This is a genomic window from Campylobacter vicugnae (assembly GCF_002139875.1).
Taxonomy (GTDB): Bacteria; Campylobacterota; Campylobacteria; order Campylobacterales; family Campylobacteraceae; genus Campylobacter; species Campylobacter vicugnae.
This window is the reverse complement of sequence record NZ_CP018793.1, coordinates 1,394,101-1,418,402: the sequence shown is the minus strand read 5'-3', so window position 1 is coordinate 1,418,402 and position 24,302 is coordinate 1,394,101. Positions and strand designations below refer to the sequence as shown.

Annotated in this window: 39 protein-coding genes; 31 read left to right on the top strand and 8 right to left on the bottom strand. The window is 32.7% G+C overall.

All coding sequences use genetic code 11. The annotated features are described in order from the left end of the window. Positions 1 to 129 precede the first annotated feature (129 nt). The 5 genes from CVIC12175_RS07410 to CVIC12175_RS07390 form a co-directional block, all read right to left on the bottom strand. Complete coding sequence (locus CVIC12175_RS07410) at positions 130 to 363, bottom strand: transcriptional regulator (protein ID WP_086257245.1); 234 nt, start codon at positions 361 to 363, stop codon at positions 130 to 132. A 543-nt stretch (positions 364 to 906) separates the two neighbouring features. Further along, positions 907 to 1,152, bottom strand: a complete 246-nt coding sequence (locus CVIC12175_RS07405) for a helix-turn-helix domain-containing protein (RefSeq protein ID WP_086257246.1) — start codon at positions 1,150 to 1,152, stop codon at positions 907 to 909. A 35-nt stretch (positions 1,153 to 1,187) separates the two neighbouring features. After that, the gene (locus CVIC12175_RS07400) at positions 1,188 to 1,415 is read right to left on the bottom strand and encodes a transcriptional regulator (protein WP_335582302.1); all 228 of its coding nucleotides are present in this window, start codon (positions 1,413 to 1,415) and stop codon (positions 1,188 to 1,190) included. Further along, positions 1,412 to 2,362, bottom strand: coding sequence for a RelA/SpoT domain-containing protein (locus CVIC12175_RS07395; RefSeq protein ID WP_086315994.1), 951 nt, complete (start codon positions 2,360 to 2,362; stop codon positions 1,412 to 1,414). The genes CVIC12175_RS07400 and CVIC12175_RS07395 overlap by 4 nt, the downstream gene beginning before the upstream one ends. A gap of 310 nt (positions 2,363 to 2,672) precedes the next feature. Beyond that, complete coding sequence (locus CVIC12175_RS07390; protein ID WP_086315993.1) at positions 2,673 to 3,002, bottom strand: hypothetical protein; 330 nt, start codon at positions 3,000 to 3,002, stop codon at positions 2,673 to 2,675. A gap of 451 nt (positions 3,003 to 3,453) precedes the next feature. Here CVIC12175_RS07390 and CVIC12175_RS07385 point away from each other — a divergent pair, with 451 nt between their 5' ends. Together CVIC12175_RS07385 and CVIC12175_RS07380 are read left to right on the top strand one after the other, a co-directional pair. Beyond that, entirely contained in the window at positions 3,454 to 4,122 is a 669-nt protein-coding gene (locus CVIC12175_RS07385) for a hypothetical protein (RefSeq protein ID WP_086315992.1), read from the top strand. Next, complete coding sequence (locus CVIC12175_RS07380; protein ID WP_086315991.1) at positions 4,115 to 4,615, top strand: thermonuclease family protein; 501 nt, start codon at positions 4,115 to 4,117, stop codon at positions 4,613 to 4,615. The genes CVIC12175_RS07385 and CVIC12175_RS07380 overlap by 8 nt, the downstream gene beginning before the upstream one ends. On the opposite strand, the gene CVIC12175_RS07375 is transcribed toward CVIC12175_RS07380, so the two are convergent. Beyond that, a complete protein-coding gene (locus tag CVIC12175_RS07375; protein WP_086315990.1) occupies positions 4,592 to 5,287 on the bottom strand; it encodes a LexA family protein in 696 nt (231 codons plus the stop codon). The genes CVIC12175_RS07380 and CVIC12175_RS07375 overlap by 24 nt on opposite strands. Positions 5,288 to 5,435: 148 nt before the next feature. On the opposite strand from CVIC12175_RS07375, the gene CVIC12175_RS07370 reads away from it, so the two are divergent. From CVIC12175_RS07370 to CVIC12175_RS08735, 26 genes are all read left to right on the top strand, one after another. Beyond that, complete coding sequence (locus CVIC12175_RS07370) at positions 5,436 to 5,648, top strand: hypothetical protein (protein WP_086315989.1); 213 nt, start codon at positions 5,436 to 5,438, stop codon at positions 5,646 to 5,648. Between the two features lie 93 nt (positions 5,649 to 5,741). Then, positions 5,742 to 6,116: a hypothetical protein gene (locus tag CVIC12175_RS07365; RefSeq protein WP_086315988.1), complete on the top strand. Its 375-nt coding sequence runs from the start codon at positions 5,742 to 5,744 to the stop codon at positions 6,114 to 6,116. 3 nt (positions 6,117 to 6,119) lie between these two features. After that, entirely contained in the window at positions 6,120 to 7,013 is an 894-nt protein-coding gene (locus CVIC12175_RS07360) for a hypothetical protein (RefSeq protein ID WP_086315987.1), read from the top strand. A gap of 4 nt (positions 7,014 to 7,017) precedes the next feature. Next, the gene (locus CVIC12175_RS07355; protein ID WP_086315986.1) at positions 7,018 to 7,653 is read left to right on the top strand and encodes a hypothetical protein; all 636 of its coding nucleotides are present in this window, start codon (positions 7,018 to 7,020) and stop codon (positions 7,651 to 7,653) included. 9 nt (positions 7,654 to 7,662) lie between these two features. Next, on the top strand, positions 7,663 to 8,043 hold the full coding sequence (locus tag CVIC12175_RS07350) for a VRR-NUC domain-containing protein (RefSeq protein ID WP_086257255.1): 381 nt from the start codon (positions 7,663 to 7,665) through the stop codon (positions 8,041 to 8,043). A gap of 74 nt (positions 8,044 to 8,117) precedes the next feature. Next, the gene (locus CVIC12175_RS07345; RefSeq protein ID WP_086257256.1) at positions 8,118 to 8,627 is read left to right on the top strand and encodes a hypothetical protein; all 510 of its coding nucleotides are present in this window, start codon (positions 8,118 to 8,120) and stop codon (positions 8,625 to 8,627) included. Beyond that, positions 8,624 to 9,925, top strand: coding sequence for a hypothetical protein (locus tag CVIC12175_RS07340; RefSeq protein ID WP_086257257.1), 1,302 nt, complete (start codon positions 8,624 to 8,626; stop codon positions 9,923 to 9,925). Before CVIC12175_RS07345 ends, CVIC12175_RS07340 begins: the two co-directional genes overlap by 4 nt. Further along, on the top strand, positions 9,915 to 10,190 hold the full coding sequence (locus CVIC12175_RS07335) for a hypothetical protein (protein WP_086257258.1): 276 nt from the start codon (positions 9,915 to 9,917) through the stop codon (positions 10,188 to 10,190). The genes CVIC12175_RS07340 and CVIC12175_RS07335 overlap by 11 nt, the downstream gene beginning before the upstream one ends. Next, positions 10,180 to 11,676, top strand: a complete 1,497-nt coding sequence (locus CVIC12175_RS07330; protein WP_086257259.1) for a portal protein — start codon at positions 10,180 to 10,182, stop codon at positions 11,674 to 11,676. The genes CVIC12175_RS07335 and CVIC12175_RS07330 overlap by 11 nt, the downstream gene beginning before the upstream one ends. Then, positions 11,648 to 11,872: a hypothetical protein gene (locus CVIC12175_RS07325; protein ID WP_086257260.1), complete on the top strand. Its 225-nt coding sequence runs from the start codon at positions 11,648 to 11,650 to the stop codon at positions 11,870 to 11,872. The genes CVIC12175_RS07330 and CVIC12175_RS07325 overlap by 29 nt, the downstream gene beginning before the upstream one ends. Beyond that, positions 11,869 to 12,510, top strand: coding sequence for a hypothetical protein (locus CVIC12175_RS07320; protein WP_086257261.1), 642 nt, complete (start codon positions 11,869 to 11,871; stop codon positions 12,508 to 12,510). Before CVIC12175_RS07325 ends, CVIC12175_RS07320 begins: the two co-directional genes overlap by 4 nt. Continuing rightward, positions 12,507 to 13,538, top strand: a complete 1,032-nt coding sequence (locus CVIC12175_RS07315) for a hypothetical protein (protein ID WP_086315985.1) — start codon at positions 12,507 to 12,509, stop codon at positions 13,536 to 13,538. Before CVIC12175_RS07320 ends, CVIC12175_RS07315 begins: the two co-directional genes overlap by 4 nt. After that, entirely contained in the window at positions 13,535 to 14,056 is a 522-nt protein-coding gene (locus CVIC12175_RS07310) for a hypothetical protein (protein WP_086315984.1), read from the top strand. Before CVIC12175_RS07315 ends, CVIC12175_RS07310 begins: the two co-directional genes overlap by 4 nt. A gap of 2 nt (positions 14,057 to 14,058) precedes the next feature. Further along, positions 14,059 to 14,328: a hypothetical protein gene (locus tag CVIC12175_RS07305; RefSeq protein ID WP_086257264.1), complete on the top strand. Its 270-nt coding sequence runs from the start codon at positions 14,059 to 14,061 to the stop codon at positions 14,326 to 14,328. A 20-nt stretch (positions 14,329 to 14,348) separates the two neighbouring features. Further along, on the top strand, positions 14,349 to 14,705 hold the full coding sequence (locus CVIC12175_RS07300; RefSeq protein WP_086315983.1) for a hypothetical protein: 357 nt from the start codon (positions 14,349 to 14,351) through the stop codon (positions 14,703 to 14,705). Continuing rightward, a complete protein-coding gene (locus tag CVIC12175_RS07295) occupies positions 14,705 to 16,195 on the top strand; it encodes a hypothetical protein (RefSeq protein WP_086315982.1) in 1,491 nt (496 codons plus the stop codon). Before CVIC12175_RS07300 ends, CVIC12175_RS07295 begins: the two co-directional genes overlap by 1 nt. 2 nt (positions 16,196 to 16,197) lie before the next feature. Next, positions 16,198 to 16,650, top strand: coding sequence for a hypothetical protein (locus tag CVIC12175_RS07290; protein ID WP_086315981.1), 453 nt, complete (start codon positions 16,198 to 16,200; stop codon positions 16,648 to 16,650). Positions 16,651 to 16,659: 9 nt separating this feature from the next. Continuing rightward, positions 16,660 to 17,292, top strand: coding sequence for a DUF4376 domain-containing protein (locus CVIC12175_RS07285; RefSeq protein WP_086315980.1), 633 nt, complete (start codon positions 16,660 to 16,662; stop codon positions 17,290 to 17,292). Positions 17,293 to 17,295: 3 nt separating this feature from the next. Continuing rightward, positions 17,296 to 17,637, top strand: a complete 342-nt coding sequence (locus tag CVIC12175_RS07280) for a DUF1353 domain-containing protein (protein WP_086257269.1) — start codon at positions 17,296 to 17,298, stop codon at positions 17,635 to 17,637. A 2-nt stretch (positions 17,638 to 17,639) separates the two neighbouring features. Next, positions 17,640 to 19,049, top strand: a complete 1,410-nt coding sequence (locus CVIC12175_RS07275; RefSeq protein WP_086257270.1) for a hypothetical protein — start codon at positions 17,640 to 17,642, stop codon at positions 19,047 to 19,049. Then, the gene (locus tag CVIC12175_RS07270) at positions 19,049 to 19,420 is read left to right on the top strand and encodes a hypothetical protein (RefSeq protein ID WP_086257271.1); all 372 of its coding nucleotides are present in this window, start codon (positions 19,049 to 19,051) and stop codon (positions 19,418 to 19,420) included. The genes CVIC12175_RS07275 and CVIC12175_RS07270 overlap by 1 nt, the downstream gene beginning before the upstream one ends. Beyond that, positions 19,392 to 19,532 carry a hypothetical protein gene (locus CVIC12175_RS08555; protein ID WP_180380694.1) on the top strand — a complete coding sequence of 47 codons (141 nt, stop codon included), beginning with the start codon at positions 19,392 to 19,394 and terminating at the stop codon, positions 19,530 to 19,532. The genes CVIC12175_RS07270 and CVIC12175_RS08555 overlap by 29 nt, the downstream gene beginning before the upstream one ends. Further along, entirely contained in the window at positions 19,519 to 19,959 is a 441-nt protein-coding gene (locus CVIC12175_RS07265) for a hypothetical protein (RefSeq protein ID WP_086257272.1), read from the top strand. The genes CVIC12175_RS08555 and CVIC12175_RS07265 overlap by 14 nt, the downstream gene beginning before the upstream one ends. A 9-nt stretch (positions 19,960 to 19,968) precedes the next feature. Further along, positions 19,969 to 20,454, top strand: a complete 486-nt coding sequence (locus CVIC12175_RS07260; protein ID WP_086257273.1) for a glycoside hydrolase family protein — start codon at positions 19,969 to 19,971, stop codon at positions 20,452 to 20,454. Beyond that, on the top strand, positions 20,435 to 20,869 hold the full coding sequence (locus CVIC12175_RS07255; RefSeq protein ID WP_086257274.1) for a hypothetical protein: 435 nt from the start codon (positions 20,435 to 20,437) through the stop codon (positions 20,867 to 20,869). The genes CVIC12175_RS07260 and CVIC12175_RS07255 overlap by 20 nt, the downstream gene beginning before the upstream one ends. Beyond that, positions 20,850 to 20,975 carry a hypothetical protein gene (locus CVIC12175_RS08735; RefSeq protein WP_257789265.1) on the top strand — a complete coding sequence of 42 codons (126 nt, stop codon included), beginning with the start codon at positions 20,850 to 20,852 and terminating at the stop codon, positions 20,973 to 20,975. Before CVIC12175_RS07255 ends, CVIC12175_RS08735 begins: the two co-directional genes overlap by 20 nt. A 183-nt stretch (positions 20,976 to 21,158) precedes the next feature. Here CVIC12175_RS08735 and CVIC12175_RS07250 read toward each other — a convergent pair whose 3' ends face one another. Together CVIC12175_RS07250 and CVIC12175_RS07245 are read right to left on the bottom strand one after the other, a co-directional pair. After that, positions 21,159 to 21,431 carry a hypothetical protein gene (locus tag CVIC12175_RS07250; RefSeq protein WP_086315979.1) on the bottom strand — a complete coding sequence of 91 codons (273 nt, stop codon included), beginning with the start codon at positions 21,429 to 21,431 and terminating at the stop codon, positions 21,159 to 21,161. Beyond that, a complete protein-coding gene (locus CVIC12175_RS07245; protein ID WP_086257315.1) occupies positions 21,428 to 21,898 on the bottom strand; it encodes a Panacea domain-containing protein in 471 nt (156 codons plus the stop codon). The genes CVIC12175_RS07250 and CVIC12175_RS07245 overlap by 4 nt, the downstream gene beginning before the upstream one ends. A 155-nt stretch (positions 21,899 to 22,053) precedes the next feature. Between CVIC12175_RS07245 and CVIC12175_RS07240 the strand changes: the two genes are divergently transcribed. The 3 genes from CVIC12175_RS07240 to CVIC12175_RS07230 are packed head-to-tail and all read left to right on the top strand — an operon-like array spanning position 22,054 to position 24,302. Then, entirely contained in the window at positions 22,054 to 23,061 is a 1,008-nt protein-coding gene (locus CVIC12175_RS07240) for an SU10 major capsid protein (RefSeq protein WP_086257314.1), read from the top strand. 48 nt (positions 23,062 to 23,109) lie between these two features. Then, a complete protein-coding gene (locus CVIC12175_RS07235) occupies positions 23,110 to 23,394 on the top strand; it encodes a hypothetical protein (RefSeq protein ID WP_086257313.1) in 285 nt (94 codons plus the stop codon). Beyond that, positions 23,394 to 24,302: a hypothetical protein gene (locus tag CVIC12175_RS07230; RefSeq protein ID WP_086315978.1), complete on the top strand. Its 909-nt coding sequence runs from the start codon at positions 23,394 to 23,396 to the stop codon at positions 24,300 to 24,302. Before CVIC12175_RS07235 ends, CVIC12175_RS07230 begins: the two co-directional genes overlap by 1 nt.

Here is a 24,302-nt window from a genome sequence, read left to right as displayed (position 1 = left end):
TTTTAAGATTTATGCTAGAATTATATTATAATAATTTAGATTTGTCAAGAGTTTTTCTAAATAAAACTAATAAAATATAAAAATTATTCTTAATTTTACTAAGATTTTAATGCGGGAAATTTTCCCCCATTAAAAAATAGCGTCTTTTAGGGCTGTTTTTAAAGCTTCATATTTTAAAAGCTCTTTTTTTAGCGTTTCAACTTCTAAAACTAAATTTATGGCAGTTTCAGTCATTTTGCTAATTTTATTATTTGAAACAGCAACATTTAAGCTATCTGCACTCATTCCAATCCGCTCCGCCAGCTCTCTTTGCGTGATTTGAAGTTCTTTACAAGTTTTTTTAATCAAATTTTCATCTGTCATTTTAATCCTTTAAAATATATAATATTTTATTTGTAAGTTGCATTTTACGCCCTTTTTTTGAAATTTTAACCTTTCAAATAGGGCGTAAGTTTTTAGTGTTGTGATTTTCCTTGTGGTTTTTTGCTTTGTTTGTATGCTTTGTAGCTAACAAACGCAAATAGTATGATAGTGATGGCTAAAATAAGATTTTGACCTGCCATTGCTACTCCTTTTTTTCTAATTTTATACAAATCCACATAATCCCAACACTTAATATTGTGATTAAAAAAGATTGTATAGTAAAAACGCCATTTAGTAGGGCGAAACTTCCATTGACAAATAAGCCTAAGCCTATGTTTTTGATTAATTCATTCATTTTTGTATTCTAGCGTAACACTTTAAACTTGACAACCCTATTTAAAAGAACTTATGTGAGTTTAAATCACATTTATGGGCGTATTATAACATTTTAAATAACATTTGTCAAGTATTTTATATATTTAATTCACAAAAAAATAAAAATATGTTATTTTGCTTCACTTTTAGGGGTGGAACAATTTGTTCCTACCTTTGGATTTCTGCTAAAAGCTCAGCAAAACGTTTAATTTTATCTAGCTGTGATTTTAATTTATGGTTTTCAAGTAACAAATTTAACGTTACTTCCACGTTTGGCATAACATCGCCTTTACTGCTCCACTGCCTTACTGTTCCATCATTAACTTTGATAATCTCCGCTAACTCCCTTTGCGTGATACCTAGCTCACGGCACACCTTTTTAACTATATTATCTGTCTCTTTCTCATCTGCCATCAGTTCTCCTTTCCATTTTTGGACTGGTTAAAATTTTAGATATTCTTTTTTATTATAGTCTTAATTGTTTCCCAGTCGGCAAGTTTTTCTTTTAGTTCTAGCGTCTCTTTGTATAATTCTATTGCCTTTTTCATCGGCTCACTAGCTTCACCTACTCCTGCATTTTTAATAGCACTCTCACTATACCCTATCGCCTCGCCTAATTGTTTATAGGTTAAATTTAACTCTTTGCAAGTTTGTTTAACTATGTTTTCATCACTCATTTTAATCTCTCCGTTACTTCTTTTATAAAATTTTTAGCATCAAGAAAGTAGTTAGGGTAAGCTTTTTTCAGCTTTTTGATACTATCAATGCTAACTAAAACGCTTTGCATGCTGTCGTTTGTCTCCATGCTTTGATACATTGCCTGAGCTAAGAGTTGCTCGCCTTTGCTAAAGGCTGTTAGCTTTAATATGCCGTCTTTCGCATCTAATACCATAAGATAAAGACTCTCTTCATTACCCGCTTTTTCTAACTTATCGGCTACAACATTTAAGCCTTTTAATAAAAAAAGTATATTGTGCTTTTTGTCTAGTTCCCTTATCTCGTATTTGTGTTCTTTTGCCCCAGCAAATAGCTCAGCACATAGCCAAAAAAAGCGTTTAAAATGTTCATCGCCGTAGCCTGCTTTAATGTTTGTGCTACTTCGCAGGGCTAAAATTTCAACTGCTGTAGCCCAGTAGTGCTGAAGTAAGTCCCTGAGTTGCAATTCGATATGATAGCCATTTACTTCATCTATTTTGCCGTTATATTTAAAAACTATGTGATAGCTTCTGTATCCGTCCGCCTTAGGACGAGTTATGTAGTCGTTTTCTTTTACTATTTCAAGCACACTTCTTTTGCCAAGATAAACATCTTTTATACTTTTTACAAACTGCTCAACTTCGTTATTGTTCTTAAAAACGGCTCTAACACCGCCTATATCTTGCATTCTGTCTAAGCACATACCTTCAAAGCGTTGAAGTTTAGATTGTATCGAGCTTAACCTCTTAAGCCTTCTAGCTATAAAAAGCGGTTTTGGGAGTTTTTTAGATATTGTTTTTACTAGCATTTTCATAAGCTGAATATGATTGCTTCTAAAAGTTGAGATAGCATCCAAATCCTCTTTTGTAGTGCTATTGTTTTTTAAGCTTAGCCCAGCTTTTCTAACAGCAGTGTTTGACACTCTCATTTTTTTACCTTAGTTAAATTTTTGGTATTATTTTATAAAAAGTGGCTTTAAAAAAGGCTTGAACTCTTAAATTATACAAAATTTTATTTCTAAACAACTTCCGATAATCTCCGCTAACTCCCTTTGCGTGATTTGAAGTTCTTTACATACTTTCTTAACAATATTTTCCGTATCCATAAAATTCCTTTGTAAATTTAGCTTGTATTATAGCAAATTTGGCTTTTGTTGTGGCTAAATGTATCGTGGCCACAGAATTACCTATACTGTGGCTGGATGGATTTGTAACGTGTCTAATTTCATCTTAACTCTTTTAATTTGAATTAATTAGCATAAAATTAGTTTCTCTTTTGGCTTCAACTATTTGTTTTAAGGCTTTGTGATAGATAAATCCATCGCAAACGCTATATATCGAAGGATTATATAATGAGCCACTACAACCTACAAGATATCTTTTATCTTGTTTTGGCTCTTTGGGTTTTTTAAAAATCTTTAAAATTTTTAGCATTTTGTCTCCTTGTTTTTTTATTAAATTTATTAGTGAGTTGTATTTGGTCATTAATGAAATTAAAATATCTAATTTTTCAAGCTCTTGCTTTTTGGCTTCATCATATGATGATGTGTAGTATGTGTATTCGTCCATTTTGGCTCCTTTGTTACTTTACTAAACTAAATATTTATTTTTTGACTTCGCAGTGGAGCAAAGCCCCACTTTGCGATGAAGGGCTACGCCCTTTCAAAACCCCTAAAGCCCCACTTCGTGGGGTTCCCCAATCCAAATTTATATTTAAATTAGTAAAGTAACAATAGAAAAAGTCCGAAGTTTGGTAAAGCTGTTGCTATTGATATAGTTTCGGTTCATCAGCTCATCCGATTAAAACCAGATTTAAGGCTCTGTCGGTCAATGACTTAATACAATCTCGTCAATCCAGCCTATCAAAGGCGTTTTTGCTTTTGATAGTGAAATTGTAGTATAACTACATTTAAAATAAGCTTAAATTATGTAAATTAACTACAAAAATATAAATTATTTTTCAAAGGGGGGATTAAAAAGAAAATTGATATAATTTTTTTAAAAAAATAAAAGGTAAAAAATGATAAAAATATTTTTTGTATTTTTAACAATATTATTATTCGCAACAACAGACCTACAGCATTCATTTTTTACAAATAGCTCTATAAAATCAATTGACATTGAAAATGATACCGATATTTTAAACCAACAAATGGCAAATTATAGAGCCAATCAAAACGGCACATTTATGCTAAATGCCCTTACAAAGAGCGACGAGCAAAAACAAAAAGATAGCATAGATTTTGATAATAAATTCATTGATTTAGCAACAGCTAAAGGCTACACACCGCATAAAGCTATCGATAAAGATGGCAAAGCAAGATATGCTATAGAAAAAGATGGAGTTTTTAAAGAGATTGAACCTAGTTTTTTAAATGAATTAAAGGCAAATTTGGCTTTATTTTTTTTAATAATAGAAGCATTATTTATTTTTATTTATTTTATAATAAAATTTTTATTTGTTTATTTTAAAAATAAAAACCCATATATATCAGAGTTAAATCATAGCCCTATAAAAAGTAGAACAATAAGAGTATTTTTTGTAATATCTTTTGTTTTAGATATTACAATTTTAGGCTTAATTATAGGGATACCGCTATTTTTTATATTATGGGCGGTAGAGTATATAATTTTTGGAAGATTTAATCCTTTTTATGTATTCAAAAAACAAGAATTAAACAATGATTAAAATACTGATATTAATCTTTTTATTATCAAATCTAAGTTTTGCTAATGATATAACAGGCAAAGTAATATCATTAGCTGACGGCGATACGCTGACAATACTAACTAACGATAAAAAACAGGTAAAAATACGATTAGCCCACATTGACGCTCCAGAAAAAAATCAAGATTTTGGGGAAAAATCTAAGCAAAATTTAGCTAATTTGTGCTTTGGTAAAAATTCTATTGTAAAAGTTCAGAGCAAAGATAGATATAAAAGGTTGTTAGCTGAAGTATTTTGCGATGGAAAAAATGTAAATTTACAGCAAGTAAAAAGTGGTTTAGCGTGGCATTATAAAACTTATTCTAAAAATAAAATATATTCTAAAGCAGAAATGGCGGCCAAAAAGAAAAATTTGGGGCTTTGGATACTTAAAAATCCAACGCCACCTTGGAAATTTAGAAAATCAAAAAAGCGACAGTTGGTTTATTTTTTACCATCTATTTATAGCTTTTAATCTCGCTTGACGATTATTCATTTTAGATTTGTTTATTGCTATAACTTTAGACATTTTAATATATACGCTATCATCATCAAGACGAAATTTAAGCGTTTTAAAATCGCCATTTTGGTTAAATGGGACAAACTCTATTACGCCTATATTTTCATCTTTAAAATAAACTTTTATAGCACTCTCATCGTTTATTTGGTAATGGACTATATCACCACTTAAAATATCAGCTTTAGGGTCGCAGATAACTTCATCACCATCGTCGATTTCAGGTGTCATACTATCGCCATTTGCGATAATAGCGTATAAATCGCTATGCCAAATTTCACTTTTACAAAATGCTTTATTCTCTATATCTTGATATGAATTTGGTAGCGGAATTCCGCAACTAGCGGAGCCTACAATAGGGACTAATTTAATGTTGCTTGAGCCTAAAATATTATTTTTTATATCATCTGGTATAAGTGCTAACTTATTAAAAGGGACATTCAATATTTCTGATAATAGCTTTATTCTTTCAATCTCTGGCTTATTTTTTTCATTTCTAAACCACCAATTAATTCCATCTATTGTGATATTATCGCCTTTTTCCATTAAAAGCTCCGCCAATTTTTCTCTGCTAATTTTTTGTTTTTTCATTTCTGCGTTAAAAAATGTCTTATTGAAAGTGTATTCCATAGGCTATCCTTTTTAAAAAATATTGTAGTTATTATACATTTTTTTAGAATAATTAGTAAATGTAGTTAATCTACATAATTTAAGCTTATTTTAAATGTAGTTTTACTACAATATAAAAATAAAACCAAAAAGAGAAGACTTAATAAAAATGGAACCAAAAAGAAAAGACTTAAAAAATATTTTAAGCTTGATTTACAAAAAAGATATGGTTAATTCTGTGCTGTGTGGTCGTGAAAACATAAGCACTAAAAGAATAAAAGAATTATCAGAAATAGCGCCAAATGTGCCTTTATATGTTTGGTTAAACCCAAAAGCATATTTAGATGATTTACGACTGAAAGAAAACAAGGAGAAAAAATGAGCTATCTTAAGTGCTTTATAATGGGCTTTTGTATAGGTGCGTTTATAATGAGTTTGGCAATGCTATTTTGGCCAAAATCTAAAGGATAAATAAATGTTTAAAATCATAGCAAATTATAAAAACATTATACCATACCGCAAAGAGCTAAATTTAATAACTGGGGGAGCGTTAGAAAGTATATTTTTGGCTCAACTGCTGTATTGGTATGAAGTGAATGATGGTAATGAGTTTTTGAAGTTTAGAGAGCCGTGCGACCATCCGGCTTATAGGCAAGGTAATAGCTTAGTTGAAGAGCTAGGATTTAGCATTAAAATCATTGATAGAATAATCAAAGTTTTTAAAAATAAAGGCTTTTTAAGCACTAGAACTACGCTAAATAGAACGACATATTACAAAGTCAATATAGGGCTTATAAACGAGCTTTTAAGCGAGGTTTATGCAAGTGATGAAGTATCAAATAAAGGATAAAAAATGAGTATTATCACAAAAACTTTAAAATCAAATGGATATTTTGTAATAAATAAGCATTTAATGAAAATTTTAGGCCTCAATAAAGCGGTTATTTTAAGTATGTTTATCGATAAAGCGGATTACTACGATAATGAAATGTTTTTTTATACGATAAATGATATCATCGACGCTCTTGGTGGGGGCTTAAGTGAGCGTGAGATAAGAGCTACTATAAAAAGTTTGATTGATGATGATTTGATTATTGATAAAGGTATGATAGGCATACCTGCTAAACGCTTTTTTATGATAAACGAAATCAAAATATCTGAGCTTTTTGACAATGCTAGTCCTATCAAAAATAATAGTGCTAGACCTTGCGAAAATGATAGTGCTAATGCTGTTAAAAATGATAGTGCTAATATAATAATAAACTCAAAGAGTTTATTATTAAATAATACAAACACAAATAATACAAACCCAAATAATACAAACCCAAATAATATAAAAGAAAAAAATTTAAAAAAAGAAAGTCCGAGCAATTTCAAAAAACCAAGCCTAGAAGAGCTAGAAATTTACGCTAAAGAGATTGAAGCTAATTTTAGCGTTAATCAATTTTTTGACTACTACGAAGCAAATGGGTGGCGAGTAGGCAAAAACTCTATGAAGGACTGGAGAGCTACTATGCGAATGTGGAAGCATAGAAGCCAAAGTGAATTAAACACGCAAAACAATCAAAACCCTAAAAGCGAAATAAGCGATGAAGAGCGAAATGAGTTTTTTGCTAAGCAGACAAGCGATGATATCTTGTCTAAAAACTGGCTTAGTCATGGGGTGCCTAGTGAAGTTAAAGAGGTAAATCAAAAGCTAGATAACCAAATCGAGCAAGAGCTTAAAAGAAAATTTATTAAGGAGTAGAGCCGTGAAAAATGAGATGAGAGAAGAGTTTATCTCAAGTGTTTTATTTAGTGGCAAAGCGGATAAAACGCAAGTTAAATTCGTTAGCCAGAGCGTGCTAAAAGATATCAGCGATGATAAATTAAATGAGTTTGCCTTGTTTGCCTTATCGATGAAAACCAAATACGATAATAGCATCCAAATGCTACTAAATGCTGTGAGTGAGTATCAAAAAGAACAGTATCTAAAAACGATAAGAGCTACAAAGCCGTTTAATAATATACAGAGTTTAAGAAACTTTTTAAACACTTATTTTAAGGGCAAAATCGTAGGCAGTGGGATAGCTCCTTTTATCTACACGAGCATTAGGTTGAATGATGAATTACAATTTATCAATGAGAATACGCAAAAACCGCTAAACACTGAAGATGAGAGCGATTTTTTAGAGAATTTGCTAAAAGAGCAAGACTTAATCGGCGTTTATAGGGTGGATTTAATAGCGTATAGAATAAATCAAAGAGATAACGCACCTAAAAATGGTGAATTAAGCGAGTTAGAAAAGATTGATTGTAGGGTTTATGTAATGGATAAAGAAGCGGTAGAAAAGGCGTGGGCTAGATTATTTAGGCTTAGAAATGAGCTAAAAGGGTTTAAAAAATAAGGGTGGCAAATGATAAATTATAATCAAACTCTAGCAAGCCTAAAAGCTAAAAAGTTAATCCCACTTGAAGAGCAAGAGCAGATAAAATTTGTCTCTTGGCTAAGAGTTAAGAAAATTAGGCATATTCATATAGCTAATGAGCGAATGTGTAGTGTAGTTTATAAGAAAAAGTTAAAGGCTTTAGGCACTTATGCTGGATTTCCTGACTTGATGATTTTCTTACCAAATAGGACGCTATTTATCGAGATGAAGCGAAGCGATAAAAGGTTAAGCAGAGTTAGCAAAGAGCAAAATAAGTGGCTAGAGTTTTTAAATTTACTTGATGAAGGCTCGGCTAAGGTTTGCTATGGGGCTGATGAAGCTATAGATTTTGTCAAAGAGAATTTATAAAAATGGTTCAAATTTACCTAAAATTGAGCCAAAAAAAGAAAATAAAATGAGATTTTATATTTTTAAGGGTTAAAATGGCGTTAGGTGAGAGAATAAAAAAAGAGCTTGTAGCGGATTATCTTACTGGGAGATACTCTCAAAGAGAATTAGCTAAGAAGTATAAAGTATCTCTTGGCTCAGTAAATAATTTAACACGAGATTTGAACGCAACAAACGCCGATTTGGTAACGGCTCAAGCTAATTTATTAATCGCTAAAAATGAACTACCAATTGAACAAATGAACGCTATCATAGAGACAGCTTATGATGAAGTATATTCAAAGCAACTCATTCAAAAAGCAACTCATCTAAATTTAAAAAGAATAAACGAAACACTAGAGAAAAACACAAAAATGAGTAAAATTAATGTTGGTGATGGAATACAAAACTTAGAGCCCACTAGCCTTGATATGATTGACTATAAGATAGCTCAAGAAGCTATAGATAAGGCGTCATTAACTCTAGGAGTTAATCAACGACACGCAAAAACTGAAATCAACGCAAATGCTACAAATGCTATACAAATTAATAGGAGCGATATTTGAATACTTTAAATATCACTTATACGAAAGCTCAAAAAAGGGTATTTTTTCAAAGCAGTGCTAGATTTAAGACAATTGCTAAAGGTCGAAGACTGGGCTTTACTAGGGGTTGTGCGAATTATGTTATAGAATGCTTACTTGATGAGAGCTTTAAAGTCAAAAAAGTTCTTTGGGTGGATACTATCACAAGAAATATACAAAACTATTTTGATATATATTTTATGCCACTTTTAAAGCAAATTGATAGCAGTTTTTACAAATGGAGTAAGCAAGATAAGAAACTCTCATTATCAAATGGCAATTTACTTCATATGGTAGGAGCTGATAGGCCTGAGAATATCGAGGGCTTGGGATATGATTTAATCATTTTAAATGAAGCTGGGATTATACTTAAAAATCCAAAACTTTGGGATAACTCTATATCGCCTATGTTACTTGATAATCCAAATTCTAAAGCCATAATTGGCGGAGTGCCAAAAGGCAAAAATAAATTCTTTGATTTAGTAAATAACTCTTTGAAAAACGCATTTGGTTGGGAGCATTTTCAATTTTCTAGTTTTGATAATCCTTTAATTAATAAAGATGAGATAAAACGACTTATAAACGAGCTTGGCGGTGAAAATAGCGAAGTAGTTAGACAAGAGATTTATGGGGAGTTTGTAGATGGCTCAAGCAACTTGCTTATAAGCTATGATGAGCTTATAAATGCGTTTGAAAAGCATAATGAGTATGAGAAAACTAGTGCTGAAGTTTGGGCTTTGGATGTAGCAAGATTTGGTGATGATAAGAGCGTTTTAGCGTGTAAAAACGCACATAATATCTATAAAATGAGAAGCTTTATAAAGCTAAGTACGCTTGAACTAGCTAATGAAATCAAGATAGCATATTATAACGCAGAGATTAAGCCCAGCGTGATTTTTGTAGATACCACTGGGGTTGGAGCTGGGGTTTATGACTTTTTAAGTAGTGCTAATTTGCCTGTAAGCGAAGCTATTATGAGTGCTAAGCCTTTGAGTGATGAATACAAGAATAAACGAGCTGAAATGTATTTTAGATTTAGCAAAGCCCTTAAAAATCTAAATATCAATGTAGCTGATGAGTTTAAAGAAGCCCTAAAAAGGCAAGTTAATACCATTGAGTATTTTTACAATGATAAAGATAAATTTCAAATAATCTCAAAAGATAATATCAAAAAACTTTATGGCTCTAGTCCTGATGAATTAGACGCACTAGCTATGCTATTTTATGATGAAGTTGATTTTTTGCCTAAAAAATCGAATTGGAGTGGGTATGGCTGGTAGCAACATTACTAATTTTGATATTTTAAAAGATTGCTTGGATTTAGAGCTTATAAGGGATTTATCAAGATTGAATGATGAAGCTTTTAGACTTAATTTAGCTTGTTATTTGTGTGATTTAATGGGCGGATTAACGCCACTACCTACAAAAAAACATAAAGTAGTATTAGCTAGTGAACTTTTAAAAAATGGTGCTAGTGAAAAGAGAGTTATAGAGCTTACAAAAATATCGCAATCTACTTTAAAAAGGTTAAAAAATGCTAGATAGATTTAATAAACTCATCACTAAAGCAAAAAATGGATATAGCAATTATAGTAGTAGCTTTAAATCATTAAATAATGCTTATTTGCTAAGTTACAGCGATGAAAAAAGAAAGTTTTTATATGACCACGATAAGAGTGCTTTGTATTTCCCTAAGCTTAATGCGAAAGCTAAAAGAATTATGGACGCCTTAAGTCAGACATATTTTGAGAGTGATAAGATTGCTTTATTAGAAAATAACATTAATTCTGATGATAAAATCTTAGAAATGTGGCAATATGCCTTTGATTATTACACTAAAAGTATAAATTTATATGCGATTTTACAGCCTGAGTTTTTAAAAGTTGCGTTTTTGGGCACTTCAATAGCTAAAGTCTATTGGGATAATGATAAGCCAAATATTGAAATGCTTGATATAGATAAGGTATTTTTTGACCCAAAAGCTAAAAATTATGATGATTTGAGATACATTATACACGAATTTAGCCTAACCAAAGATGATATAAAAGGATATATCAAAGATAAAGTATATAAAAATGTTAATTTGGAGTTTGATAGTGATGATGAGTATAAGAGATATAAGCTTTATGATATTTACGAGCTTAAAAAAGGCAAATGGGTATTAAGCACTATATTTGATGATAGGGCTATCTTGAGGCAAGAAATAGAGCTAAAAGATGGGTTGCCTATAATTTGCGGATATACACTAGCACAAGTTAAGAAGCTTGGTGAGAGTGATTTTATAGGCGTTTATGGAGAGCCACCACTAGCTAGTATTTTACCACTTCAAGATGAGTTTAATAATCTTAAAAACGCTAGTATAGAAGCAACTAAACAGCATTTATATCCAAAAATGTTAATTGATAAAAACGCACAAATAGATAGAGACGAGCTACTAAATCCTACTAGCCCAATATATGTTAAAAACTTAGGAGCAGTAAGCGTATTGCCAAAGCCTGATATTCATTTTGCAAATTTGAATATACAAGCTATTGATAATGATATGAGCGAGACAAGCGGTATAAGCCCGCAACAAAACGGAGCTACAAGCGTCCGAGCTGAAACCGCTACTATGAGCTCAATTATGGCAAATGAAGGTAGTGTGAGATTAAATGGATATATACGCACATATAATGAGACATTTATAGAGCCACTCTTTTATCAATTTGCTAAGTTGATTTACAAATATGGCGACCCTATGTTTTTTGTAGGAGTTGATAGAAGTGAAGTGATGAGCTTTAAATTAAATTTAGAGTGTGGGATAGGAGCTTTGAATAAAGAAGTCCAAAAGAAAAATTTGATTGAGAGTTCAAGCCTTTTAGGCAATCATTTTCAAATGTGTTTAGCTATACAAGATATTCCAGGAGCAGAGCTAATCAAAAACGCACACGAAGAGTTAATAGCGAAATTAATGCCACTTTTTGGGATTAAAGATTTTGACAAATATAGAAAGGAGAAAGAGAGTGATAGACTTTATGAGAGCCAACAATGAGCTAAAAGAGCTATCAAAAGGCTATAAAGAGTTTGAGAAGTTACACCATTTCTTTTTAAATGAAGCGATGGGGTGCTTTTTTAAAGCTTTAAATCAATACGAGAGCGATAGCGTAAGACTAAGTAGTATGGATAGACTAAGAGTTATAAGAGATTTTCAAAATGATTTAATCAATAATTTAAAGGAGAATAGATGACAGAAAACGAAGCACTTGGTGCGATACTAGAGCAAATTAACGAGCCAATAACGCCAAATGATGAAGCAAACGAGCAAATAGCAGAACAAACGCTACAAAATGCTAGTGATGAGCAGTTAAATCAAGTAAAAGCTACAAACGCAGAGCAAAGCGAGATTATAAACGCTCAAAACGAGCAGATAAACGCTTTACAAAGTAAAATCGATGAGTTAAGCAAGGCCTTAGAAAACGCACTAAATCAACCGCAAAATATGAGTTTTGATAACCATAATAACGATGGTAATGTAGGGCAAATTAAGGAGCAATTAAATGCTATGAGAGCAGAGCAAGACGAGCTAAGAGCTAGGGCGGATTTTAATATGGGGTATCAGAATTTTAAGCAAAATTATCCGACTATCGATGGCGATATGCTTTTGAGTTTTGCTAAAAATAATGGATACGAGCAGTTTTTGGGTGATTTTAAAGGTTGGGAGATTTTAGCAAAGCTTATGATTAATGAAGCCAAACCAAAGCAAGCCCCAGACCCAATTACAACAAGCTCAAGTAGCGGAGTATTTACGCAAAAAGGTATTAGAGATGACGCTAGTGATATAGAAATAGGCGCTGAAATATTAAATATCTCTAAAGGCTTAAGATGACAAGCATACACGACTTAAAACTAGGGAGCAATACTTTAGAAATACTTCAAGTGATATTAAACTCACTTGAAGCATTTCCAGATGAGATAGCTAAACTTGATTTAAGTAAATTTACTCAAATAGCAAGTAGTATAGATAGCTCATATCAAAATATACAAACAGCTGGGGCCAATATAACAGCGATGAAAAATGCTATTAATCAAACTAAAAGCTTAATTGATGAGATTAAGAGCCAAATAGATAGCAAATTAAATGGTTTTGAAGCGGATTTTGTTAGTGCCAATAATATACAAAGCGTTATAACGCAAGATAAAAACACTATTGAAGCGATAAAAAGACAGATAGATTTAATCAAATCTAATTTTGATAGCTCATATAGCGATTTTAATGCTAAAAATAGTGAATTTACTCAAAAATCTAAGAGTATAAAAGAGTATATAGATAGTAAAAATAGTGAAATTCAAAATAGCGTAGCTATAAATCAAGAGCTATTTAAAAGCTTAGATGAAAATCTAGCTAAAAATGAGCTAATCAATAAAGAAGTAGATAGAAAGATGGCTAATTTAGCTAATAAGGCTAATGAAGCTATAGATGATATAAGCTCTATAAAGCTAGATATCTTAAATAGAGTTAGCAATGCCAAGGATGATTTAGCTAAGTGCGTTTTGATAGCTGATATGACTGGGGCTACTTTAAGCTCTTATAATGCTAAATCTTATGAAATTTTAGAAAAGTTTGAGAGTGATGAGATAGTTCAGGCTACTTATCTATTAAAAGGGGAGATAATCCACGCTAATGCTAAATTATCAGCTAATAGATTAGCTCTAGCTATAAAAGCTGGTACTACGATGGCTTATAGGATTAAATATGAGCTAGAGTTGCCTAGACTACAAGAGCTAAAAGATGAGTATAGAAGTAGCAATGATTTAGCTAAAGATAGATTAGATAAATTAGATTTAATGCTAAATGAAGCTGATAAGATGATTAGAAATAGTCAGTTTTATAACTATTTAGGAGTGATGATATGAAGTTACAATCAATTAGTTTTAGTGGCAATAACAGGGTTAATATTAATAGCCAAGCAGTTATTAATATATCAGTGTTTAATCCACTAGATACGCCAAGCCAAATTAAGGTAAAAATCCTTAATGAGCTTGGCAACACAAAATCTATTATATACCAAGGAGAGCTACAAGCTAAAAGCGGGTATCAAGCAAAACTATTTGCTAATAATGGCGAGAAGCTAGAGTTTGAAGCTAGTGGCGAAGTAGGCTTTAATGTAGGGGTATTAAATGAAACATATATCGCTAAAGGTATTTTAAATACTGAGTATATACCTTGCGTTGGTGATGGGGTTAAAAGTGAGTTTAGCTTTAATGGCTTAAGCGTTAATAGCTTTAAAGAAGTTAGAATAATTTTTGATGGCTTATATGAAGCAGTGTTCGCTAAGGATTATAGCCTAAATAGTGATAAGAGTGGTGTGGTGCTTAATAAAATACCAGCTAATGGGCTAGAGTTTATAATCTTAATAACAAAACAGGAGTAAAAATGAGTAGTTACGATATATCTACTGGCAAGATAGATGGCAGCGCCATAGGTGGTAAGCTAAATCGCAGTGTTATAGCTCATACGCCTATTTTAGATGATAAAAATAGCGAGTTTTGGGGCTATGAAGGCGAATTAGTGGTGCTAAAAAATAGCGGTATATTGTGTCTAGTCTTAGAAGATATTGCCCAAGCGGATAAAGACACAATAGAAAATCTCAAAAATAGCTCTAAGATAATGTATCTAAGTAGCTTTGTAGGAAATGGCGAATAAATAATAAGTAAGGATGAGTGATGAGTAGTATAGTAACTGATAGCAAAATTGATAAGATAGATGAGCTAATAAGCTATCTAGATAGTGCCTTGCCAAACAGACTAGCTGAATTGGAAGCTAAGATAGATGCGGTAGCAGCTTTTTGGAAAGAAGCTAATATCACAGGCAAAGAAGTTCAATCACAGCTAATTAATAGCTTAGACCCTACGCCTAAAAAGGTGGTGATAAATGGGGTTGAATATGATAATTTCACAGCTTTAAATGAGAGATTAGAAGCCAAAATCCAAGGTGTGCTAAGTGAAGTTGATAGCATAAAAGAGCTTATCAAGACAGAGATTAATAATAGAATTAAATATGATAAAGTGGAGATAGAGTAATGGAAGTTAAAAAATATGACAAGATAGTTCTAGATAGCACTAGAAGCATAGATGATATAGTAGCTGATATAAAGGCTGAACTATCTAAACAAGAGAGCCAAAACGCTGGGGAGAGCTATATATGCTATGTATCACACGCATATAGCAGTGGGGAGAATGCTGGGGTTAATTATATAGTTGTTAGTGATGACTTTAAGCGTCTTAATAGGCTTAGTTCTAATGTTATACAAGCTAATGCCTATACCAAAGATGAGATAAATGAGCTAATAGCCAAAGTAGATGCTAAAATCCCTGTGGATGAAGCCAAACTAGCTAAACAAAACGAGCTTAAAAGGGTAGAAGCTGATATCTTAGATAAAGAGCAATCAATACCACGCAAACGCCAAGAGCTATTAACTCTAAGCGAAGAAAAGAGAGCCTTAGAAGTTAATCTAGCTACCATAACAGAGCTAATAAACGAAAAGCAACAAGCTGGTGAAAATACCGATATCTTAGAAGTTCAAAAGAGACAATATGAGAGTGATATAGCTACTAAATCATCTCAAATAACTAATTTAGAAAGCGAGATTAATCAGCTAAATAGTGATATAGAAGTGCTAAATCAGACTAAAGAACGCCTAAAGAGCGAAGAAGCCCTTATCCAAAGTCCCGAGTTAGCTACTAAAGAGTATGTAGATGAGTTAAAGGCTACGCTAACTGGAGTAGTTAAGCTAACTGGAGACCAAACTATAAATGATATAAAAACTTTTAGCGTTCCACCAGTATCAGCTACAAACCCAACAGAAACTAATCAAGTAGCTAATAAAGCTTATGTAGATTTAGTAGCTAGTACTAAGGCTAATGATAATGTAGTAGTGAATTTGACTACCAATCAGACTATAGCTGGGGTTAAGACCTTTTCAGCTCCTCCAGTGAGTGCTACAAATCCAACAGCAAATAATCAAGTAGCTAATAAAGCCTATGTTGATAGTGTAGTAAATACCAAAGCAAACGCTAACGCTACGGTGAATTTGACAGGTAACCAAACAATTGCTGGTAATAAAACCTTAAGTGGAACTACTACATTTAATGGAGCAATAACTAGTAAAGGAGCCAATACATTTAGTGGTAACAATACCTTTGATACTGGGCAAGTAACATTTAATAACAAAGCTCCAATATGCAATGTAGCACCAGCAGCTGATACAAATCTAGTAAATAGAGCATACTCTAAAAAGCGTGGTGGATATGTAGCAGTTACTGGTGGGGCAATAAATCTAAACAATGGGATTAACTTTAGTCTGAATTTGACTTCTAAAGTAAATATTACTGTAACTAATGCAGCTAGTAACATAGGTCAGACTGGTGAGATATTTGTAGCTAAGGGGGCTAACATATCAGGATTTTCAGCCCCATTTAACTTTAGAGTAGCTCAAAGTGGCTTTGGTAATAATGAGGTATTTAGCTACACAGTTGTAAGTAGCTCATTAGTTAGAATTACTAGGAGTTAATAATGCTATTAGGTGGTCTAAATCCAGTAATAGATTTAAAAACTGGTTTGCCTGTAGCAGGTAAGTTTTATGCTAATTATTATGAAGTTATATTTCCAAGGAGCTGTGATTTATCTCAAACAACAATAAACACACCTGACCTAAGAGGTAAAGAAGTATTTTGTAAAACCCACAGCATAATGTATAGCAATAATACTATGAAAACTAGCTGTACTTTTAGTATTCACTCAGATGTTGGAGACATTGGAAACTTAACACCTTATTATGGGGTTAATGGTGGTTACCAACCTGCAGTACCTAATAACCAATATAGAGATATAACTAGCAACAAGTTTGGTACAAAGCTAGTGGTCAAACAGTGGTGGACAGGCTCAGGTAAAGCTAGTTCGGGGTTTTATTATAGCAATTTCTCAAAAGGGTCATTTTATGCAAAAGTGTGTATATATTATAATTAAGGAGTTTAAATGTTTTACGATATAAATAAAAATGAGCTAGTTAGTCTAGAAATATACTATAAAGATGTTGAATTCAGTGATGAAAATGGCCAAAAGCATCAAGGAGTTGATACATACTTTTTGGATAACTGCGATGATGAGACGCTAAGGTCTTTAGGTTTTGCTAGGGTAGTGGAGCAAGTAGCCCCAGCAAATGATGATATATATAAAGAACCATCTATTCTAAAGAGCTATGACGAAGCTAAGAATATCTACAATATCAGCTATGAGATAAGAGATGTAAGCACGGAAAGTGCTAAAGAGATAAAGCTAGATGAACTCTCAAGTATTAAGGCTACAAAACTTTTAACACTAAATTATCAAGGTAATGAGTTTCAAATAGATAGCGATAGTAAGATAAATATAAGTGGCAAGGTAAGCCAAATTCTCTTAGCTACTTCTAGTGGGCAAGATACTGGAGCTATAAACTGGATTACTAAGGATAATAAGGTAGTTAGCTTTAGCAAAGAAGAGTTTATGGCTTTTGGTGTAGCTGTAGCAGCTCATACTGAGAGTGTGCTATTTAAACACGACCAGCTAAGAACTGCTGTAAATAATGCTACTAGCATTGATGAGATAAAAGCTATAGAGTGGGTGGATTAAGCTATGGATAGAGTAGTAGTCCAACCAATAGCTAAAGATAGGTTTAGAGTCTATAAAGACTTTTCATATCAAGGGGTTTGTATTCCTAAAGGCTTTGTAACTAATGGGGCTAATATTCCTAGAGTGTTTTGGAGCCTTTTCCCACCTAATTCGCCAGAGTATCTAAGTGCTGTGGTGATACACGACTATATGTGTGCTAATGTGAGTGAATATGGTTATGAGATGGCCGATAGATACTTTTATGAAGCTATGATTGAAATCGGAGTGTCTAAATGGAAAGCTAAGCTATTTTACTTTTGTGTGAAGTGGTATCATAAGTTTAAAGTATTAAAAAATAGGAGTTAGATATGGGTTTAAAATGTGTAACAATGCTAGTTAAAGATGGCAATTTAAGCAAAGATGAGATTAAGGAGATAGCCCTTAGCAAATTAGAGAAATATAATAGTATTAATAAACCTAATGATAATATAGCTATGGTTATAAATCCAATAAGCAAAGATAGCTTTTATCTCATATCTAATAAGCTTAAAGAAGCCCTAAATCTAGATGATAATATAGTTGAAGTTGCTAGTACCCGCTCTGATAATAGTGAGTTAAACGCTAAAATAGCAGAATTGGACGCTAAAATAGATAATGAAATTGTAACCTTAAGTAATGAAATTTTAACTAAGGCTAGTTTAGAAAATCATAATAATCTAGTAGCTAGTTTAGCTACATATGCTTTAAAGAGTGATTTAGACACTTTAGCCACTAAGGATGAGCTATTAACGAAAGCTAATCTATCGGATTTAAACACCTTAGCTACTAAAGACGAGCTATTGGCAAAGGCCGATTTATCAAATTTAGATAATCTAGCTACAAAAGATGAATTAAATAGCTATGCCTTAAAAAGTGAGATAAATAGCAGTGGTGGCAGTATAGATGAAAATACGCTAAATCAAGCTATAAATCAAAATGCTACTATACAAGAGTTAGGAGCGAAGGTTAATCATATGGCTACAAATCTACAAGGGGCTACTTACACACAACTAGTAGCCACGATGAAGTTTTTAGGCTATGAGTTACCTAGTGAGTTAAGAGCCTACGCAGATTATAACTTATATGCTGATGATAGATTAAGCGGTGATTTAACTATCGGATTTACGCCTATTTCTTATGCTGGTAGTTACGGACAAGCGTGGGAGAATGTGGCGATATATAATGAATTAGGCGAGAAATTAACGGCAAAATACGCAAGTATTAGCGGTGATGGGCTAAATATTGACGCAGTATTTGCTAAGGATATAGCTCATCCAAAGGGCGATAGCTGGGAGCCTGTGCCTAGTGATTATATCTTAGCTGATGGCGAAGTGAGAGTAAGTATCACTTTAGGGGCATCTAGCTATTATGGGGCAACATATGGCTTAAGAATGCTTAACAATAATCCTAGCAGTTGGCCAGAGAGCTTTTTAGGCGGTAGCCATAGTTATGATGAGTGGATTTTTACATTTCATAACTATAAACCGACAAAATTCAGCATCACAAATGGAACCGCAACATATGGCGGTTATGGATATATGACTAAGTATAATATGCGTTTAAGCATAGGCAACTGGAGCAAAACACTAACCTATGAAAATAGCAATTATCCAAATAACATTGAGATAGATTTTACTAATCTAAATTTTGGTAGCGACGCTAAGACAATTGAACTTGCTAAGGCGTGGAATGTGCCAGTAACGCCGTATGATATAAATAGTGATATGGTAGGTGGATGATGGGATATATAGTTTATGGGATATTGGCTCTCATTTTGGGGCTATTGTGGTGGCAAAATGGTGCTTTACAAGATGAGCTAAAAGAGCAGCACTCGATAAATCTCTTAGCTACTAAGGCTAATGAGAAGTGGCAAGATGAGATAGAAAAGCTAAATTTGGAATTCTCAAAAGGCTTAGAGAGCTTAAGTGAATTAAAGAGCAAGAAGGAGATAGAAAGAGTATATGTCAAAGAGGTTTCAAATAATACAAATAGCTGTATTGACGCTGTTAATGCTGTTTATGAGCGGTTGTGGGAGCGTGAGAATAACAGAACCACAAGTAACACCAAAGACTCATATACCAATGAGCCTCTATCAGCCAAGCAAGATTGATTTTAGCAAAAGAGCTACAAACGAAAAAGAGGCTAGCGATATGGTATGGGAGCTATATCTATATATAATGGAATTAAACTATGGAATTGAGGCTTTAAATGGTGGAAAATGAAGTTTTAAAAGCGGTTGAAAGCGGTGGAATTATTGCTCTTTTGATTGTGGCTGTGGTTGCATTTTTTAAGATTGCTAAAATGCTTTATGAAGGGAGAATTCAAGATTTAAGAGAGAGCAAACTCAATCGTCAGCAAGTAGATTTAGTGGGCGAAAAGATAGATGAAGCTATCAATGAGATTAAATCTAGTAAAGAGGCTATAGTATCAGAATTACAAAAGCAACATTTAGTAAGCGAGAGCAACTCAACTAACCAGCTTGCTATGATTAGAATGCTAGAGCAACTAGCAAATGCTAAGCTAGATAAGATAGAAAAAGATTTAATCGAGGTCAAAAACTCCACCAAGGATACTCAATCTATATTGCATAATATCAAAGCAGCTAGGGTAGCAAAAAGTCAAGAAAGTTATATAAAATTAAGAGAATAAGGAGAGATAATGAGTTTAAGCAAAGATGGACTAAATGAGCTTTTAGAAGAATTAAAAAAAGAAGAAGGCTTTAGAGCTAATATTTATCAATGCACAGCTGGAGTGGATACCATAGGCTATGGATTTAATGTAGCGTATTTAACCAAAAAGGAGCTAGAGCTAAATGGCGGTTTTATTGAGCCGATGAGCAAAGAAATTGCTACTGAAATTTTAGAACTTAAGGTTAAAAAGCTTATAAAAAGCGTAGATGCAGTATATAGCTGGATAGATAACTTGCCTGAAGTGGTGAAAATAGGTATCTATGATATGATTTATCAACTAGGGGCAAAAGGCTTTGGTAGCTTTGTTAATACGCAAAAATATCTAAAGCTTTTAGATTATAATAAGGCTATAGAGAATATAAAAAGCTCAAAATGGGCTAAGCAAACACCAAGGAGAGCTAATAACCTTATTAAGAGATTGCAAAGGGCTAAAGATGACTATAAAAGCTTTTAAAGATTTAATACTTTATAGAATAGCAGAGAAAAATCTACACTCACCAAGCGATGAAATGCTAAATTATGAGACATACGAAGCAATGCTAAAAATAGCTAACGATTGCTACCCTATAAATCTGATTTGTAGGGATGGGGATGATAGATTGGAGCGAGTTTTTAGGTGGGTAAATGATAAGGGGATTTATCTAAGATTTCCAAATTTGCCTATATTTAATGAAGATGACCCAAAATATAATCCAAATACACATATTGATTTTGATGAGCCACTCAATTATGCGGTTTTAAATGAAGTGCTTTTTAGGCTAACTTTAGAAAAAATATATCGCCAAATTAGCGATGAAGTAGTATCTAACTACATAGCAAATAGTAAAAATGTAATAATGGAGCCAAGATATGACAGAGCTAGAAAATAGCATTAAAAGAGTAAGTAACTTTAATCTACAAGGCTTTTTAGTAAAGCTTAAAAAGGCACTAGAGAATTTCAGTAAAACTATGAAAACAACGCCTTATAAAAAATAGAGTTAATACTAATTTATTCTATGAGTGGTGATATATATCGCCTAATTTGTATTCTATAGCGTGGATATAAAAGCAATTATTATCAATAGTGCCAAATATCCTGCTATCTCCTGCTCTAACTATAAAAGCTTCTTTTATTTTGCGTTCGATAAAAAAATTCTTAATTGTATCATTACTCCATTTTCATTTATCAATGTCGCACTTTTCGCAACCGCCGATAGATTGTGCTTTGCTCTGTTGGATAAGCTCGTGGGGTTTTTTCTCTCTTATATACATAAGAGTTTTTACGATTTTTTGAACCTTTGATTTATCGTTGATATTATCTGATGAGCTAGTAGGTAAGCCAAATTTATAATCATCTATAATCTTTGTAAAGCTAATATCAAGGCTTTTAGGATTACTCTCTTTTAAATTTGTGTTACGATACTCTTTGTTGGCAGTCTCTTTTAATTTCATTTTTCAACCAGTGGTATAAAAAAGTTTTTTAAACTATCTTGTGTGATTTCGTTATTTTTACCTTGTTCATATACACTAAGCCACGGCATCTCTGTGTGCGTTTTATCTCTTAATCCATAGGCTGAATATTTATTGTAAATGTTTAATACTTCACTTATTAGTTTAGTTTGCTGTGGGTGGAGATTAAGAGCGCCCATTTGCTTTTCATCCATCGCTTCATTTTGTAGTTTTTCGTCAGTTAGATTTTTCACCCATTGATAAACCGATGGCACAACAGGTCCGTGTAGCCACGCTTCCATTTTATCCTTAAATAAAGGTGCATCAAACATAGCCAAATGGTAGCCTTGAATATAATAAAGCAATTTTAAAAGCTTTAATCTACTTGTGTATTCTACAATATCATCATCACTATTTTTTAATAATGCTAAAGTCAATTTAGCGGTATCTATGGCTGATATAGTTGTCATCTCTATTCTCCTTAATGCTTAAAATTTATCAAAAATAAGCTTTAAATTTGCTTTTATTAGCTTAAACCGCACAAAAATATAAATGGCTCAATTTTAGGTAAATTTGAACCTATTAAATATATTAAAATGCTTAAATATTTAAAATAGGAGTAAAAATGGCGATAACTTCAACACAATTTCAATCACCAGCAACACAAAGAGTTGGGCTAATCCCTAGCGTCTATGATAAGATTATCTTAGTAGGGGCTAATGATACGCCTATAATGTCTATGATAGGCACAAGCGTGGTTAAGGGTATTACGCATTCTTGGATAACTGATACACTTAAAAAGCCTAGCAAAAACGCTCAATTAGAGATAAGCTCATTCGTAGGAGACCAAAAATCTACCAAACAGCAAAACACAAACGCAACGCAGATTTTTACCACTGATATTATGGTAAGCCAAACTATGCAAGAAGTAGCTACATATGGCGGTAAAGAGCTTGAAAACGAAGTAGCAAAGGCTACAAAAGTCCATAAACTAGATATAGAATACGCAATTTTAGGCCTTGGTAGAGATACTTTAGCTAAGGTAAGCGTATTAAAATCCCCACAAGTAAGAGAAGCGGACAAACCTGGAGAGATGGCAGGGCTATTTTATTACGCAGCTAAAGGCGAAACGGCTTTTAAAGACAAAAATGGTAGAAAAGAACAAGGCAATATAATTGCTTTTGGCTCTTGTGATAACAACAAATGGGGCGTTGGGGATTGCGTAACGCTTACTGAAGATGTCCTTCATCAAGTCTTACAAAGAGTTTGGGAGAGTGGAGCTACACCAAAGGATATTTTCATCGGAGCTGAGCTTAAAAAAGCCCTTAATAAAATGGCTTCAAGGCAATTTAGCAATGAGAAGTTTATAAACTCAAGCGTAGTGAGCCTAGATACTGATTTTGGTAAAGTAAATTTCAGACTTCATAGATTTTTAAGCAAAGAGTATGGCCTTGAAGATTGCTTAATCGCTGGGGATTTTAGCTATGCTAAGATGGGACTTTTAAAACCTACATTCTTAAGCGATGTAAGCACAGATAAGACAGCAATAGCAAAACGCTATTATACTGAAGGTTGTCTAGAAGTTAGAAATGCTGATGCCTTTGCTATTGGCGTTGGTCTAAAAGCAGATTAAGAGCCTAAGCCCTATGGGGCTAGGCTAAAATAATAATAAGGGTTTTAAATGCTTAATTTTTTAGGAAATATAGGTAGTAGTATCACAAATGGCTTAACTGGATTAAATAATTATGCTGGAAACTTTAGCAATTTAGGTGGTCTTATCGGTGGGGCTGGGGCATTGTATTCAGCATATCAGAAACAAAGAAACGCTAAAAAGCAGATGGATTTACAAAAAGACGCATTTAACTTTAACAAAATGCTAACACAAAGAGAGATAGATAGACAAAACAAAGCTGATGATGACTTATATACAGCTTTTAGAAACTCAAGCTATTATAGGGGCGTGTGATGGCATCGTGGTTTAATCCTAGAGCAGTTACATATAACTCAAACCCATATCTAGTAGCACAAAGCGGAGCAATTGGTGATACTCTATATAAGCTTTATATGGACGCAAGAGCTAACAAGCAAGAACAAGATAAGCAAAACGAGCTAAAAAGACAATTTGAAGTTAATTTCGCAGAAAATCAAAGGCAATTTAACGAAAATAACAATCTACAAAAACAGCAACACCAAGATTTACAAGATTATAGAAATAAAAATATTGAAATTACTCAAAACCAAAATGATTTTAATAATAATCTAAATTTACAAAAATTCTATTTAGAACAACAAAATCTTAAAGAAAATCAAAGGCAATTTAATGAAACACTAACTAGGGAGCTAAATAATGATTTAGACCTAGCAATCAAGCAAAAGAATATGCCTGTATCCGAACAAAAAGACCTTAAAAATGTATTTACCGCATTAAACCAAGTCGATGAGCTTCAAAATTATGTAGATAAAAAAGGCGGATGGGATAAATTTGGTGGAGTATATGATAGATTTAAAACGCTATGGCCTAATATTTCACAAGACGGAGCTAATTATAACGCATTAGCGAGTAACCTAGCAACTTCAACAAGTGAAGTTTTAAAAGGCCAAGGCAAGTTTAATTATGAAAAAATCAATCAAGATTTAGAGCCTTCAATAGTAGGCACACAAAAAGCACAAAGCACATTAAATGAAACGCAAAAAATGCTAATAAATAGGGCCGATGAACTTATTAAATTAGCTGAGTCACAAAATTACTATGGAGCCAATGAAGCAAGAGAAAATCTAAATAATATTAAATCGAAAATAGAGAATAAGGCTAAAAATGATGAAAAAACTACAAATGATTTATTTAATCAAAATACCATTATGATGAAAAGGTAA